This window comes from Nonomuraea sp. NPDC003201, assembly GCF_053590415.1.
On sequence record NZ_JBSFTC010000285.1, the window covers coordinates 1 to 14,176 of the forward strand.

16 protein-coding genes are annotated in these 14,176 nt (G+C 72.1%); 7 read left to right on the top strand and 9 right to left on the bottom strand.

The features are described 5' to 3' along the window. The 3 genes from ACWDX9_RS49665 to ACWDX9_RS49675 all read left to right on the top strand — a co-directional run. Positions 1-1,078: cytochrome P450 (locus ACWDX9_RS49665; RefSeq protein ID WP_449968190.1), on the top strand; the 1,078-nt coding region annotated here is incomplete at its 5' end. Between the two features lie 15 nt (positions 1,079-1,093). Next, positions 1,094-2,056, top strand: a complete 963-nt coding sequence (locus ACWDX9_RS49670; protein WP_449968193.1) for a Ppx/GppA phosphatase family protein — start codon at positions 1,094-1,096, stop codon at positions 2,054-2,056. 58 nt (positions 2,057-2,114) lie between these two features. After that, positions 2,115-2,474, top strand: coding sequence for a hypothetical protein (locus ACWDX9_RS49675; RefSeq protein ID WP_449968195.1), 360 nt, complete (start codon positions 2,115-2,117; stop codon positions 2,472-2,474). 18 nt (positions 2,475-2,492) lie between these two features. On the opposite strand, the gene ACWDX9_RS49680 is transcribed toward ACWDX9_RS49675, so the two are convergent. Both ACWDX9_RS49680 and ACWDX9_RS49685 read right to left on the bottom strand, forming a co-directional pair. After that, positions 2,493-2,924 carry an ATP-binding protein gene (locus tag ACWDX9_RS49680; protein WP_449968197.1) on the bottom strand — a complete coding sequence of 144 codons (432 nt, stop codon included), beginning with the start codon at positions 2,922-2,924 and terminating at the stop codon, positions 2,493-2,495. Positions 2,925-3,017: 93 nt separating this feature from the next. Further along, positions 3,018-3,563 (bottom strand): TetR/AcrR family transcriptional regulator, encoded by a 546-nt coding sequence (locus ACWDX9_RS49685; RefSeq protein WP_350734725.1) that lies wholly within the window; start codon positions 3,561-3,563, stop codon positions 3,018-3,020. Between the two features lie 50 nt (positions 3,564-3,613). On the opposite strand from ACWDX9_RS49685, the gene ACWDX9_RS49690 reads away from it, so the two are divergent. Both ACWDX9_RS49690 and ACWDX9_RS49695 read left to right on the top strand, forming a co-directional pair. Next, the gene (locus ACWDX9_RS49690; protein WP_449968201.1) at positions 3,614-5,239 is read left to right on the top strand and encodes an MDR family MFS transporter; all 1,626 of its coding nucleotides are present in this window, start codon (positions 3,614-3,616) and stop codon (positions 5,237-5,239) included. A gap of 94 nt (positions 5,240-5,333) precedes the next feature. After that, the gene (locus ACWDX9_RS49695; RefSeq protein WP_449968204.1) at positions 5,334-6,278 is read left to right on the top strand and encodes a GNAT family N-acetyltransferase; all 945 of its coding nucleotides are present in this window, start codon (positions 5,334-5,336) and stop codon (positions 6,276-6,278) included. Between the two features lie 12 nt (positions 6,279-6,290). Here the strand turns inward: ACWDX9_RS49695 and ACWDX9_RS49700 are convergent, their stop codons facing one another. From ACWDX9_RS49700 to ACWDX9_RS49715, 4 genes are read right to left on the bottom strand one after another with little or no spacing between them, the layout of a single operon-like run. After that, positions 6,291-7,568: an AAA family ATPase gene (locus tag ACWDX9_RS49700; protein ID WP_449968207.1), complete on the bottom strand. Its 1,278-nt coding sequence runs from the start codon at positions 7,566-7,568 to the stop codon at positions 6,291-6,293. After that, entirely contained in the window at positions 7,565-8,986 is a 1,422-nt protein-coding gene (locus ACWDX9_RS49705) for a hypothetical protein (protein WP_449968222.1), read from the bottom strand. Before ACWDX9_RS49705 ends, ACWDX9_RS49700 begins: the two co-directional genes overlap by 4 nt. Positions 8,987-8,988: 2 nt before the next feature. Further along, the gene (locus ACWDX9_RS49710) at positions 8,989-10,119 is read right to left on the bottom strand and encodes a hypothetical protein (RefSeq protein WP_355199011.1); all 1,131 of its coding nucleotides are present in this window, start codon (positions 10,117-10,119) and stop codon (positions 8,989-8,991) included. Continuing rightward, positions 10,116-10,886, bottom strand: a complete 771-nt coding sequence (locus tag ACWDX9_RS49715) for a hypothetical protein (protein ID WP_449968209.1) — start codon at positions 10,884-10,886, stop codon at positions 10,116-10,118. Before ACWDX9_RS49715 ends, ACWDX9_RS49710 begins: the two co-directional genes overlap by 4 nt. Positions 10,887-11,034: 148 nt before the next feature. On the opposite strand from ACWDX9_RS49715, the gene ACWDX9_RS49720 reads away from it, so the two are divergent. Together ACWDX9_RS49720 and ACWDX9_RS49725 are read left to right on the top strand one after the other, a co-directional pair. Next, on the top strand, positions 11,035-11,493 hold the full coding sequence (locus tag ACWDX9_RS49720) for a hypothetical protein (protein ID WP_449968211.1): 459 nt from the start codon (positions 11,035-11,037) through the stop codon (positions 11,491-11,493). Positions 11,494-11,526: 33 nt separating this feature from the next. Continuing rightward, positions 11,527-12,156, top strand: coding sequence for a TetR/AcrR family transcriptional regulator (locus tag ACWDX9_RS49725; protein WP_350734713.1), 630 nt, complete (start codon positions 11,527-11,529; stop codon positions 12,154-12,156). Here the strand turns inward: ACWDX9_RS49725 and ACWDX9_RS49730 are convergent. The 3 genes from ACWDX9_RS49730 to ACWDX9_RS49740 all read right to left on the bottom strand — a co-directional run. Further along, positions 12,110-12,955, bottom strand: a complete 846-nt coding sequence (locus tag ACWDX9_RS49730; RefSeq protein ID WP_449968214.1) for an ABC transporter permease — start codon at positions 12,953-12,955, stop codon at positions 12,110-12,112. The two genes, ACWDX9_RS49725 and ACWDX9_RS49730, sit on opposite strands and share 47 nt — an antisense overlap. Continuing rightward, positions 12,952-13,671: an ABC transporter ATP-binding protein gene (locus ACWDX9_RS49735; protein WP_449968216.1), complete on the bottom strand. Its 720-nt coding sequence runs from the start codon at positions 13,669-13,671 to the stop codon at positions 12,952-12,954. Before ACWDX9_RS49735 ends, ACWDX9_RS49730 begins: the two co-directional genes overlap by 4 nt. Before the next feature lie 22 nt (positions 13,672-13,693). Continuing rightward, positions 13,694-14,176, bottom strand: a 483-nt coding sequence (locus ACWDX9_RS49740) for a phosphotransferase family protein (protein WP_449968219.1), incomplete at its 5' end; no start/stop codon positions are given.

Below are 14,176 nucleotides of genomic sequence, written 5' to 3' on the forward strand. Positions count from 1 at the left end.
CGCCGACGCCGACGGCCGGGCGATCCGGCTGCTCGCCCGGCTGCGCGCCGAGCACGGCGAGGGCCCGCTGCTGGTACGGGTGCCCGGACGTGGCTGGGTGATGCTGCCGCTGGCCGCGCGCGACGTGCGCGCGGTGCTCGACGACCGGGACTTCACCCCGGCGACCAGGGCGAAACGCGGCGCGCTCGGCCACTTCCAGCCCGACGGCCTGCTGATCACCCGCGACCCCGGCCTGCGCGAGCGCCGGCGCGCCCTGAACGACCAGGTGCTCTGCTCCGGATTCGCCCCCTTTGCCCGGGTCGTCGAGGAGGAGGCCGCCACGCTGCCCCGCCACGGGCTGCTGACCTGGCCGCGCTTCCACGCCACGCACTGGCGGATCGTGCGGCGCATCGTGCTCGGCGACGGGGCGCGGGACGACGTGATCCTCACCCGGCAGCTCGACCGGCTGCGCGCCGACGCCAACTGGTCGGATCTGCGCGGGCTCCGCACCGACGTGTTCAACGCCTTCCGGCGCCGGCTGGCCGGGCATCTGGCCCGGGCCGAGCCGGGCAGCCTGGCCGCCGAGCTGGCCCGCGCGCACGGCACGGCCGACGTGCACCCCGAGGGGCAGGTGCCGCACTGGCTGTTCGCCTTCGACGGGGCCGCCGCCGCGGCCTACCGGGCGCTCGCGCTGGCCGCCGCCCATCAGGGGCCCGCCGACCTGAGGGCCACCGTGCTGGAGTCCGTGCGGCTCTGGCCCATCACGGTCACCATCGTGCGCGAGGCCGTCGGCCCGACCGAATGGGACGTCCCCGAGGGCACCACCGCGGCGATCTACAGCCCGTACGTGAACAGGGCCGAGCCCGGCGACTCCTACCGCCCCGAGCTGTGGCGCGACGGCAGTGGCGAGTGGGCGGGCGTGCCGTTCAGCGCCGGGTTCGCGAGCTGCGCGGGGGAGGACCTCGTGCTGTTCACCGCCGCCGCCCTCCTGGACGCCGTCCTGCGCGAGCGCTCAGTCAGACCGTCCGTACGCTTGGAGGGGGCGCTGCCGGCCATGCTCAACCACTTCCGACTCAACTTCGCTGTAAAAGCCGCATAACGGTAGCGTTTTCCCATGCGACTCGGCGTGCTGGACATCGGCTCGAACACTGTCCATTTACTGGTCGTCGACGCCCACAGGGGCGCCCGGCCCATGCCCGCCTACTCCCACAAGGAGGGGCTCCGCCTCACGGAATATCTGGGGGAGGACAACCGGCTCGTTGACGAGGGCGTCGAGCGGCTCGGCGCCTTCGTCGAGGAGGCCGTGCACCTGGCGGAGGACAAGGGGGTCGAGGACCTGCTGGCCTTCGCCACCTCGGCCGTGCGCGAGGCGGCCAACGGCGTGGAGGTCCTGGCACAGGTCGAGGAGCGCAGCGGCGTGCACATCGAGGTGCTGTCCGGGCGGGACGAGGCGAGGCTGACGTTCCTGGCGGTGCGCCGGTGGTACGGGTGGTCCTCGGGGCGGCTGCTGGTCTTCGACATTGGCGGTGGCTCGCTGGAGATCGCCTCCGGTGTGGACGAGGAGCCCGACGTGGCGGTCTCGCTGCCGCTGGGCGCCGGGCGGCTGACGCGTGACTGGTTCACCGCCGACCCGCCGTCCGCCGAGGAGGTGCGCAAGCTGCGCAGGCACGTACGGACCGAGATCGCCCGCACGGTCGGCGACGTCGTCAGGAAGGGCGAGGCCGACCGCGCGGTGGCCACCTCCAAGACGTTCAAGCAGCTCGCCAGGATCGCCGGCGCGGCGCCCTCCAGCGACGGCCCGTACGTCTCCCGCCCGCTGTCCAGGCAGGCCATGGCCGACTGGGCGGTCAAGCTGACCACCATGGGGGGCGCCGAGCGGGCGCAGCTGCCCGGCGTGTCCGAGGGACGGGCGGCGCAGCTCGCGGCCGGGGCGCTGGTCGCCGACGCGGCCATGGACCTGTTCGAGGTGGACCGGCTGGAGGTGTGCCCGTGGGCGTTGCGCGAGGGCGTGATACTGCGCCGGCTCGACATCCTGCCGGGCCGGTTCGACCTGCGTAGCGATAGTGCGCTGGAGTAAGGACGATCTATCCCGAAAAATTGGCATAAAGCGCTGGGTGCCGGGCATTCTCCGCCGAATGATGGAGGTGCTCGGCACGATCGGCTCCCTCGCCGTCGTGCTTCTGCTCATCGTCCTTGCCGTGCTGGCCATCTCGGTGGTCTCGCTGGTCGTCCTCGGGTGCCTGGCCGGCTCGATGGTGACCGACTGGCGCGGCCTGTGGCGGCGGCTGGCCAGGTTGGCCCGGCGCGAGCCGAGGTTGACGCTCAAACGCAGCGGCGACGCCATTCCCGCCCGGTTGCGGGCGGAGCTGAGCGGAAGCACGTCACGGACGCGCCGCCGCTTCCTGCTCGGCGCCGCCGGTTCCAGGGGACACGGACACCCGCGCGGTCCGCGGATCCACGGGCATCGCCCCGTGGATCGGCACACGCGCCTTTGAGCGATGGGGCGGGCCGGCTCACATGGCCATGAGGTGGAGCCCGGCCGCCCCCGGCGCGTACCGCAGCCGCTTCTCCAGGCAGACCACCGCGCCGTGCTCGTGCCTGTTGACGAACCGGATGTCGTCGGCGAGCGCGCGCATGATCAGCAGTCCGCGCCCGTGCTCGGACCCCGGCTCGGGGTTGATGATCTTGGTCGGGTCGAAGCCTTCTCCGTTGTCGATGACCTTGATGATGCACCGGTCATCGAGCACGGACGCGCTGACCGTGTAGTCATCGCTGGGCTCCGCGTGTCTGATCACGTTGGAACATGCTTCGGTGAGCATGAGTTCGATGTCGTCACGGATCTGCGGATCGACGCCGAGGGAACGCAGCGTGCCGTCCAGCATCTTCCTTATCAGGGGGACGCTCGCCGCATCCCTGGGCAGTCGGAGCGCTATCGTGGCCTCCATCCGGGGCCTCCTCCTTCTGCTCGGATGCGTGCTCAGTCCCCTTCCCCCGTTACGGTGCGTCAATCGTCCCGTCAGAGGTTCGGGCTCCGGAAGCTATGGCTCCAGCAGGCGCATGGCGACCTCCAGGGAGGCCTTGTCGACCTCGTCCTCGGACAGCCGGCCCTCCTCGATCATCCATTTCCCCGCGTGTATCGCGAACAGCGCCGTCGCGCGGCTGACGCGCTCGACGGGCGTGGCGCCGGGCTCGTTCAGCTCGGCCACGAGCTCCATCATCAGCTCGCGGGTCTTGGTGAGCGTCGGATGATCGCGCAGGGCGGTCTGGTTGCGCTCCAGGAACCTGGCCACCCCGATGTGCTGGGTCCGCCGGATCCCGGCGGCGTAGCGCTCGACCAGCTCGCGCCGCGTCTCCGGCGTCTTCGGCCGGCTCCGGGCCCACGCGAGGAGCTCCTCGAGCTCGACCAGCCGGTTGCCGACCAGGCTCGTGACGATGTCGTCCTTCGTCTTGAAGTGGTAGTACAGGGCGGCCTTCGTCACTCCGAGCTCCTCGGCGATCTCCCGCAGTGACGTCGCCTCGTATCCCTGCTCGGTGAACAGCCGGAGCGCGATCTCCTGAATCCGGGTCCGAGTGTCTTCCCGCACTTCACACCTTTTCGACTTGACGGCCGGCAAGTAAGTATCTACCTTATTCTATGCTTGCCGGGCGGCAAGTAAGCAAGATCCAAAGTGTAAATGGGGGGTGTCTGGTGGCGGAGGCAGTCGGACGGCGCCGTGAGGTCATGGTCGTTCTGCCGGGACTGATGTTAGCCATGGTCCTGGCGATGCTCGACAACATGATCGTGGGCACGGCCATGCCGCGCATCGTCGGGGAGCTCGGCGGTCTGACGCATCTGTCCTGGGTCGTCACGGCGTACGTGCTGGGCACGACCGTCTCGACGCCGATCTGGGGCAAGATCGGCGACCTGTACGGTCGCAAGACCATCTTCATCATCTCGATCGTCATCTTCATGGTCGGCTCCGCGCTCTGCGGCATGGCGGGCTCGTCGCTGCTCGGCGGGCCGGACGGCGGCATGGCCGAGCTGATCGCGTTCCGCGCGATCCAGGGGCTCGGCGCGGGCGGCCTCATCGTGAACGTCATGGCGATCATCGGCGACCTGGTGCCGCCCCGCGAGCGCGGCCAGTACCAGGGCATCATGGCCGGCGTCATGTCGCTGGCGATGATCGCGGGCCCGCTGGTCGGCGGCTTCATCACCGACAACATCGACTGGCGCTGGGCCTTCTACGTCAACCTGCCGATCGGCGCGATCGCGCTGGCCATGATCGTGACGCAGCTGCACCTTCCGAAGCTGCGCAACAAGGTGCGCATCGACTGGGCGGGTGCTGGCCTGCTGTCCGTCGGCATCACCGCCCTCGTGCTCATCACCACCTGGGGCGGCAACGAGTACACCTGGGGCTCGTGGCAGATCCTCACCCTCGTCGCGATCGCCGTCGTCACGCTGGCGCTGTTCGTCGTGGTCGAGCGGAAGGTCGAGGAGCCGATCATGCCGCTGCAGCTCTTCGCCAACCGCAACTTCACGCTGATCTCGATCATCGGCTTCCTGCTGGGCTTCGCCATGTTCGGCGCGATCAACTTCCTGCCGCTGTTCCAGCAGATGGTGCAGGGCTCCACGGCCACCAACTCCGGCCTGCTGATGCTGCCGATGATGGGCGCCGCGATGGTCGTGTCGCTGTTCGTGGGCAAGGCGATCACCGTCACGGGCAAGTACAAGATCTACCCGGTGCTCGGCGGGATCGGCATGGCCGTGGGCATGTGGCTGCTGTCCACGATGGACGTCCACACGGCCGCCTGGGTCACCGGCGTCTACATCGCCGTGCTCGGCCTCGGCATGGGCTTCCTCATGCAGACCACGATGCTCATCGCGCAGAACAGCGTCGAGCAGAAGGACCTGGGCGTCTCCAGCAGCGCCACCACGTTCTTCAGGTCGATCGGGGGCTCGTTCGGCGTCTCGCTGTTCGGGGCGATCTTCAACAACCACTTCCTGTCGGAGCTGACCTCCCGCTTCGGCGAGCAGGCGGCCGAGCGGGTGGCCAAGAGCGGCGGCAGGATGGACCCCGGCGCGGTCGCCCAGATGCCCGCGCAGATGCGCACCGGGCTGCTGGAGTCGCTGGCGACCTCCATCTCCGGCGTCTTCTGGTGGGCCATCCTGTTCGCGGTCGTCGTGCCCGTGCTGGCCGCGTTCGTCAAGGAGATCCCGCTGCGCGGCGGCGCCCCGGCGCCCGCCAAGGACGAGCCGGCGGTCAGCCCCGCCGCGGGCTGAGCACCCGGCCGAGCGCGCCTCCGGTTTCGAGCTCGGGAAATACCTCGAGAAAAATGGGAGGCGCGCGGCCGGTGTTTTGTGGACAATCCCCGCTATGCACCACACCCTCGGCCGCCCGCGCGTGGAAGACGCCGCGGCCATCCATGAGCTGATCGCGGCCTACGACACCGCGGTGATCGGCTCTCCCGACATGACGCTCGACGACGTCGCCGACGAGCTGGCCGAGCCCGGCTTCGACCGCGACAGGGACGGCTGGCTCGCCCGCGACGGCGACGGCCGGCTCGACGGGTGGGCCTGGGCGTGCCGCGTCGGCGACAGCGACACGGTGGACGTCGAGGTGATCGTACGGCCCGGCCCTGATCTGGGGCGGGCGGGCCTGGACGACAGGCTCTGGCCCCTGGTGATCGGCCGCGCCGGCGAGCTGGCCGCCGAGGCCGGCCACGACGGCGCCACCCTGCACATGGGCGTCTATCGCGCCGACACCGCCAAGCGGGCCACGGCCGAGGCACGCGGTTTCTCGCCCGGCACCAGCTTCCACCGGATGCGCATCGACCATGACGGGCCCGTGGAGCCGCCTGTCCCGCCCGCCGGGCTGACCCTGCACACGGGGGAGAGCGACGACGCGCGGCGCGCGGCGCACCGGGTGCACCAGGAGGGCTTCGCCGAGCACTTCGGGTTCGTGCCGGTCGACTACGACGTGTGGCATTCGCGCCGGCAGGCGCAGTCGACGACGGACTGGGCCCAGCTCACGCTGGCCCGCCTCGACGGCCGCCCCGCCGGGGTGCTGATCGCCAACAACCAGTTCGTCCCGGACGAGGGCTGCGGCTACGTGGCCACGCTCGCGGTCGTCCCGGAGTTCCGCGGCCGGGGCCTGGGGCGCTTCCTGCTCCGCCACGCCTTCGCCGCCGACGCGGCGCGCGGCCGCAAGGGCACGATCCTGCACGTCGACTCCAACAACACCACCCCGGCGCTCGGGCTCTACGAGTCGGCCGGCATGCGCCCCGTCCTGGTCATCGACGTCTGGCAGCACCGCGTCTGAGGACCGGAGTTCTCAGACGCGGTGGTGGGACAGGTGGTCGAGGATCGACTGGTTGGCCTCCCAGCCGTCGGGGAACTTGACCGGCACCCCCAGCTGCACCGGCTCCGCCGACGGGTGGGCGTCCAGGAGTTCGGCGATGCCCGCCCGGGCCACCACGACGCAGGCGTGCCGGTGCCGGGACGCCAGTACGCACAGCCGCCCCGACTCCAGGTGGAAGGCCGTGGCGTCGCGGCGGCCGGACAGCGGGTGCAGGACGATCGTCACGTCGTACTCGCGCCCCTGCAGGCGGTTGGCCGTGTCCACGGTGATCTCCGGCGGCACCCCGGCCGCCCGGATGGCGGCCACCTGGTCGCGGTGGGCGGCCCCGACCGCGATGCGGTCCGCCGTCACCGGCCGCTCGCCCTGCTCGGAGGAGGCCACGGCGCCGCGCTGCAGCAGGCGCTCGGCCAGCAGGGCCACCGCCTGCACGGCCTCCCCGTCGGTACGCACGGTGTGCCGGTTGGGCAGCTCCAGCAGCGCCCACCCCGACCGGGCGGCCTCCTCCAGCGCCCGGTCGTGCACGGTCCCCATGCCGCCGGTCACCAGCTCCAGCCGCCGATCGCCGTGCGACGTCCCCGACCGGAACCCGGTGAACGGGTAGAACGCCTGCGACACCACCGGCGCGGCCGAGGCCGGCAGACGCCACGACACCGGCAGGCGGTGCACCGGGATGTCCGGATTGTGGCGCAGCAGCACCGACACCGCGCTCTGCAGCGGATCCCACGACAGCCCCGACCACCGGTCCCCGTCCACGATCGAGAACGGGTCGAGCTGCCCCGGATCGCCCACGAACAGCGCCCGCTCGAACAGCCCCGCGATCCGCAGCAGCTTGTCCGAGCGCATCTGGTACGCCTCGTCCACGATCGCCCACGGCCACACCCGGCCGCCGATCCAGGCCCACTTGTCGGCGGTCGCGATGACGATGTCCGGGTCGCCGAGATCCTGGATCCGGGTGCCGACCCGGACGCCGGCCAGCTCCAGCAGCCGCAGCGGCGGCACGTAGCCACCGGCCGACAGCCGTCCCACGGTCAGGTGCGGGTGCTTCTCGGAGATGCGGGTCACCAGGTCGTCGACCTGCTCGTTCGTCTGGGCGACGATCATCAGGGGCTCGCCGGTCGCCGCGATGTGCGCCGCCGCCCGCACCACCAGCGTGGACTTGCCCGCGCCGGGCGGCGAGTCGACCACGACGCCGCGGTGCCGGGGCAGGTCCGCGAGGACGTTCCTGATGACCTGCTCCGGGCTGTCGGTCACGACCACTCCTCCTGGGCGTCCTCGTCGTCGGGCACGTACTCCTGCGGCGGCCCGCCGTGCGTCCACGGCGTGGCCTCGGAGTCGGGCAGGTGGGGGGAGCCCTGGAAGTCGTCGGTCAGCGAGGTGTAGCAGACCCGCTCGCCGACCTCGGGCACCGCTCCCGGCGCGGCCGTCTTGCCCCGGCCCATGCCTTTGGTGATCTTCAGGGTGACCAGGCCCTGGCCGGCCTCCACGAGCTCGGCGCCCTGGCCGCGGCGCTGCGGGGTGCCCAGCGAGGTGCCGGGCGCCAGGCGTACCGGGTCGTCGGTCTTGATCACCACGAGCGGGCGGAGCTTGCGGGAGCGGCCCTCACCCTCGGTGTTGTCGGGGACGGTCTCGATCACCTCGCCCGCGAACGCCTCCCCGGTCAGCCGGTACTCGGCCATGACCAGGGGGTCGTCGTAGGCGCGCTGCACGTCGTACGCGGCCTGGGCCCGCTCCATGCGGGCCAGCTTGGCCGCGGCGGCCACCGCCCCGTCGCGCCTGGCCTGCGGCGGCGCCCCCTCGGCGATGTGCACCGCCATGCCGCTGAACGAGCCGCGGTCCTGCTCCCACCGCTGCGCGGCGCTCGAACCCTCCTCCAGCCCGGCCAGCAGGTCGACGGCCTGCCACATGAGCCGCCACGTGGGCTCGAGCTGGGTGCGCAGCGCCTCGGTGATGCGCTCGGGCGACTCGCTGTCCATCGCCGGCGACAGCACCTCCGCGTCGAACCCCGGATCGGTCGCGGGCCCGGCGGGCGGCCAGATCAGCGGGTCCTCGGCCTCGTCGTCCGGCCCCCTGGTGATCCAGGCCAGCAGCGCGGCCAGGTTGGCGTCCTCCAGCGAGCTCTGCCCGCTCGCCCAGTGCCGGCCCAGCTCCTCGGTCGCGGCCAGCATCATCGACGAGCCCGGGTAGGCGGCCCGCTCCGCGAAGTACGTCAGCCACCGCCCCAGCAGCGGCACCGCCTCGGGCACCGGATAGGGCCCGTCGGCCCGGCGGAAGCGCGTGGAGCGGCCGAGCAGCCTGGTGAAGGCCACCCCGGTCTGGTTGGGCACGATGAGCTGCGGCGCGTCCAGCACGCGCTCGTAGGGGTCGGCGTTCTTGCGCTCCACCGTCTCGGTGTCGGCCATGAAGCCCTCGACGTACGGCAGCAGCACCCCGGCCAGCTCGGCGGCCCAGGCGAAGCGCAGGTCGCGGTTGCGCGGCTGGGTGACCACGAGCAGGCGCGGCCGTTCCCGGTCGGTGCCGAGCATGGCGGCCAGCGGCGCGGCGGCCTCGCCCGAGAGCTTGAGCGGGATGAACACCATCGGCCGGTCCGACAGATGGCAGTGCCTGACGGTCGCGACGGGCTGCGCGATGCCCTCCTCCAGGGCTCGCAGCCGCGCGAGCGAGGTCAGCATGCTCACGTGAGGCACTCCCTGCGCAGGCGTTCGGCGTTGCGGAGCAGCCGGGCGATCTCCTCCTGGCCCTCGGCGGGGTCGTGGGCGCCGTCGGCCAGCCCGAGCGCCTCCGCCACCGAGGCCACCCCGCCCAGCTCGTCGCGCACCTGCCGGCCGAGCAGGTCGGAGGCGCCCTCCTGGCGGGCCTCGTCGCGGCAGAAGAAGCACAGGTCGCAGGCGGACATGCAGTCGGGCGCGTAGCGGGCGGTCGCCCTGCGCAGCGCGTCGCCCAGCTCGGCGACGGGCCGGGTGGGCCGCCCGTCCTCGCCGGGCCGCAGGTCGAACGTGAGGTCGTCGGGCAGCCCTTCGAGCAGCCGGTCGAGCGTGGTCATCCGGGTGAGCTGGCGGCGCAGCACGGCCATCTGCTTGCGCACGTCGACGAGGGTCGCGACGGGCCGGTTGGCGAAGTTCTCGGGGCAGACCAGGACCACGTCGTGCGAGACCTTCGCCGGGTCGTGGCCCAGCTCCTCCAGGAGCGTGCGCAGCGCCAGCACGTACACCGCCGCCTGCCGCGCGGCCGCGGCCACCGCCGCCGGGTCGGCCTGACCGTCGATCACCGCGAACGACTTGATCTCCACGATGTGGAAGCGGCCGCCGAGCTGGAAGGCCACCACGTCGGGCTCCAGGTAGGCGGTGTGGCCGGCGATCTCCAGGGTGAGCAGCGGGTGGTCGTACAGCGTGCCCGCGTCCTGGCCGTCGCGGGCCGCGCGGTCGATCAGCGCGCGGGTGTGGGCGTGGCGCAGGTGGGCGCCGACGTTCTCGACGTCGTGGTAGGCGACCTCGGCGACCGGCAGGCGCAGCAGCTCGCGCAGCATCCGCAGCAGCTCCGCGCAGCCGTCGGCCTTGACCAGCGCCTCGAACATGTTGCCGCGCGTGATCGCGAACGGCGACTGGCCGAACGGCGCCGGGAAGCCGAGGTGGCGGGCGGCGGCGTCCTTGTCGATGCCGGCGCCGTCGAGCAGGGCCCGGCGGGTGCAGCCGGGGTTGGCGGCCAGGGCCGCGATGGCGCGGGCGTCGTGCGGGCGGGGCGGCGTCGTGCCGCGCAACGCGTCAAGCCGCTGGATGTGTTCGCCCTCGCGCTTCAAGCCGCTCACTTCGCGTTCTCCTTCTTGATCGTGCTCAGCGTAGCGGCGCCGAACAGGCGGGCGGCGTCACCGAGCTGCGCCGCGGCGCGTTCTGCCAGCTCGGCGCGATCCCGCGTGTCGCGGTCGCCGTGCACGCGCAGCTCGGCGCGGGCCGCCTCGATCACCCGATCCGGGTCGGACGGGCCCAGCGTGCCGTCAGTGGCGCCGGGGATGTTCCTGGCCATCCGCAGGAGTAACCGGTCGGCCCGCCCGTCGGCCGACTCGTGCGAGGCCACCGCGATGGCGCAGGTCAGGAAGTCGACGCGGGGGCTGAGCGGACCGACCACCCGCCGCTCCAGCGGCCAGGTGCTGAGCGTGAGCAGCCCGCGGGCGGGGGAGAGGCGGTCGGTCAGCGCGGCGCACAGGTAGTACGGCCGCCCGTGCGGCGACGACCGGAACGAGCGCTCCTCGTCCCTGCGCAGGCTGGTGAGCTGGGCGCTGCGGATCGTGCCGCCGAAGAACACGTCGCTGACGGCCACGACGAGCCGCGGCTGGGCGGGCGCGCCGAGCAGCCGCAGCCCCTGGTTCACCTGCTCGCGCACGGTGACCAGGCGCGGTGGCTCCGGCTTGGCCTGAGCCGGCTCGCCGCTCACGAGGGCGTCCCATTCGCGCTCCGCGGTACGCAGCTCGGCACGCAGGGCGCGGGCCGTGGCGCCGTCCTTGACCCGCATCGCCTTGCGCACGCCCGCCCGGAGCTCGTCGATCCGCCGCTCGAGATCGTCCAGCCGGTCACTCATGGCGCGAGCGTACCAACAGTCCCAGTATTTTCCAGTAATTTCGCGATTTCGAGGCGAACGTGTGATCTACGACGTAAAGGCGGCCGCGCTGCCAGTGGACAGCGGTCTGACGTGCGTAATCAGCGTACGAGGCGGGGACGAAGGCGGTGTGACCCGTGAGAATCGACATCTGGTGGGAGCCGCCGCAGGCGTGGCCGCCCTCGTGCCCGTCTACTACCTGACCGAGGCGGCCGCCAGAGCCCTGCGTACGAGCAGCGCCACGTTCGGGCCGTCGCCCGCGGCGCTCGGCTACCTGGTCGCGGTGGCCGTCATCGTCACCTTCCTGACCGCCTGGCCCGCGGCGGCCCTCGGCTGCGGCATCCCGCTGGCGGCGGCGGGGGCCGTGTTCGCCCTCGACCTGAACGCCGCGCTCGGCGTGGCGGGCAGCCTGCCCTGGGCGCGGGAGGGCGGCCTGCCGTGGTCGCAGCCGAACGGCGTCCCCTGGGCCGAGCTGACCGAGCCGCCCGGCACGATGGCCGGGATGACCGGCCTCTACACGATCATCGGCGCGCTCCTGGTGCTCTCGGCGCTGCTGCCCGGCCGGTTGCGGTCCGTCCTGGGCAGGTGAAGGGCGGATTCCGGGGCGGCCTATCCTGGGCGGGTGAGTGGACGGGACCCCGACCGGCGCAGAGCGCTGCTCGACGCAGCCGACCGGGTCATCCTGACCCAGGGCCCCGAGGTCTCGATGGCGGCCATCGCCGCCGAGGCCGGCATCACCAAGCCCATTCTCTACCGCCACTTCGGCGACAAGAGCGGCCTCTACCAGGCGCTGGCCGACCGCCACGTGCGCACGGTCATCGCCCAGCTGCGCCCCGAGCTCGTCGCCCCTGGGGCCGACCTGCGGGGCCGGGCACGGGCGACCATCGGCGTCTACCTCGACCTGATCTCGGCCAACCGCAACCTCTACCGGTTCCTGTTCCACCGGGCCAGCGCCGAGGACTCCCGGTTCCGCTCCCACATGACCGCGCTCGTGCGGGGGCTGGGCGAGGAGCTCGGCGGCCTGCTGGCCGGCGAGCGCGCGGTGCCCGACCCGGTGCGGGCGCAGGTGCTGGGGCACGCGTTCGTCGGCATGGTGCAGACGACCGGCGACTGGTGGCTGGAGCATCCCGAGGTGGACCGCGTACAGGTGGTCGAGGGCCTGGTGGACGTGATCGCCGCCGCCCTCGTCCGGCAGCCCGCCGCCGTCAGTCCCCGAAACGGGAGAGCTTCCCATGCCGCCGGGCATACCTGAGTGCCCAGGCGAACAACCCCACCGTGCCGGCCAGGTAGACCACGTTGAGCCCGCCCGCCCAGGCCAGCCGGTCCCACGGCACCGCGCCGCCGCCTATGACCGTGCGCATGCCCTCGAACACGTGCGAGGCCGGCAGCAGCCACGAGATCGTCCGCAGCGGCTCGGGCAGCACCGAGATCGGGTAGAAGATCCCGGCCAGCGGCTGCACCACGAACACCAGCGACCAGGCGATCACCTGCGCGTTCTCGCCGAAGCGGAGCACCGCCGCGATGCCCACCAGGCCCAGCGACCAGCCGAGGACGAGCAGGATCCCCATGAACGGCACCAGCCCCACGCCCATGCTCGACAGCCCGAACCCGTACAGGCCGAGGGCCAGCCCGGCCATCACCGCGACCGCGAACGCCACCTTGCCCAGCGAGAACAGGACGAGCCCGGCCAGGTATTCGACGCTCGACAGCGGGCTGACCTGCACGTTGAGCAGGTTGCGCGACCAGATGTCCTCCAGGAACGCGATCGAGATCTCGTTGCTGGCCTTCTGCAGCACCTGCCAGAGCAGCACCGCCCCGAGCAGGAACGCCACCACGAACGGCACCCGCTGCGCCTGCAGGAACAGCGTCACGAAGCCCCACAGCACCAGCTCGATCGTCGGCCAGAACAGGATCTCGAACATCCTGACCGGGCTGCGCCGCAGCGCCGCGAAGTCGCGCCGGACCACGCCCATGACGCGCGTGCGCCGGGCGGCCAGGCTCAACGGGGGCAGAGTCACCGAGGTCATATGCGTGGTCATCTGCGTGGTCATCCGCGTGCCACCTTCAGGAACACCTCTTCCAGGTCCTCGGCCCCGTAGTGGCCGGCCAGCTCCTTGGCGCTGCCGACGGCCACGACGACGCCGTCCGACATGAAGTGGATCCGGTCGCACATGCGCTCGACCTCGCGCATGTTGTGCGAGGTGATCAGCATGGCGCTGCCCTCCTCCCTGGCCAGCCGGGACAGCAGGCTGCGGACGCGGTCGCCGGCGTCGGGGTCGAGGTTGGCCGTGGGCTCGTCGAGCACCAGCAGCCTGGGCGCGTTGAGCAGCGCCTTGGCGAGGTGCACGCGGGTGCGCTGGCCCGAGGACAGGTCCATCACCTTCCGCCTGCGCAGCGGGCCCAGCTCGAACAGCTCGATCATCTCCGCCACCCGGCGGCGCGGGTGGCGCAGTGCGTAGAGGCGGGCGAACGCGTCGAGCACCTCGTGCACGTGCAGCACGCCGGGCAGGTCCACGTAGCTGGCGGCGAAGTTGACCTGGCTGAGCGTCTCGGTGCGGTGCCGGGCCAGCTCGAGGCCGAACAGCCGGATCGTGCCCGCGTCGGGGGTGATCAGGCCGAGCAGCATGTGGAGGGTGGTCGACTTGCCCGCGCCGTTGGGGCCCAGCAGGCCGACGACCTCGCCCTCGCCCACGGTGAGGCTGAGGTCGCGCACGGCGGTGACCCCGCCGAACCGCTTGACCAGATGGGACGCTTCCAGAATGGTCACCGGTCAAGCGTGCGGTCCGGGGTCACGCCGGGGCAATGGGTTTTCCCCGGAGCATGCGCAGCAGGTCCCACTCGTTCTCGCACACGCGCCGGCCGATCGCGGCCAGCTCCACCGACCGGGCGCCGCCGCGCAGGTGCCGCATGGTCTGCATGACGCAGATGATCCCCCACTTGAGCACGCCGAACGTCTCCCACCAGCGCAGCGCGTCCCGGTCCACCGGGTGCCCGCCGGCCGCCTCGTACGCGTCGATCAGCTCGTCGTAGGCGCCGAAGCCGCCCACCGGCAGCGGCGAGCCGAACCGCCACGCCTTCACGCAGAGCCAGCCGAGGTCCTCGAGGGGGTCGCCGAGGTGGGCGAGCTCCCAGTCGAGCACCGCCCTGATGCCGTCGGGCCCGACGATGAGGTTGCCGTTGCGGAAGTCGCCGTGCACGACCGTGTGCCGCGTGCCGGTGGGGCGGTCGGCGGCCAGCCGGCGCAGCGCCAGCTCGAACACCGGGTGCGGCTC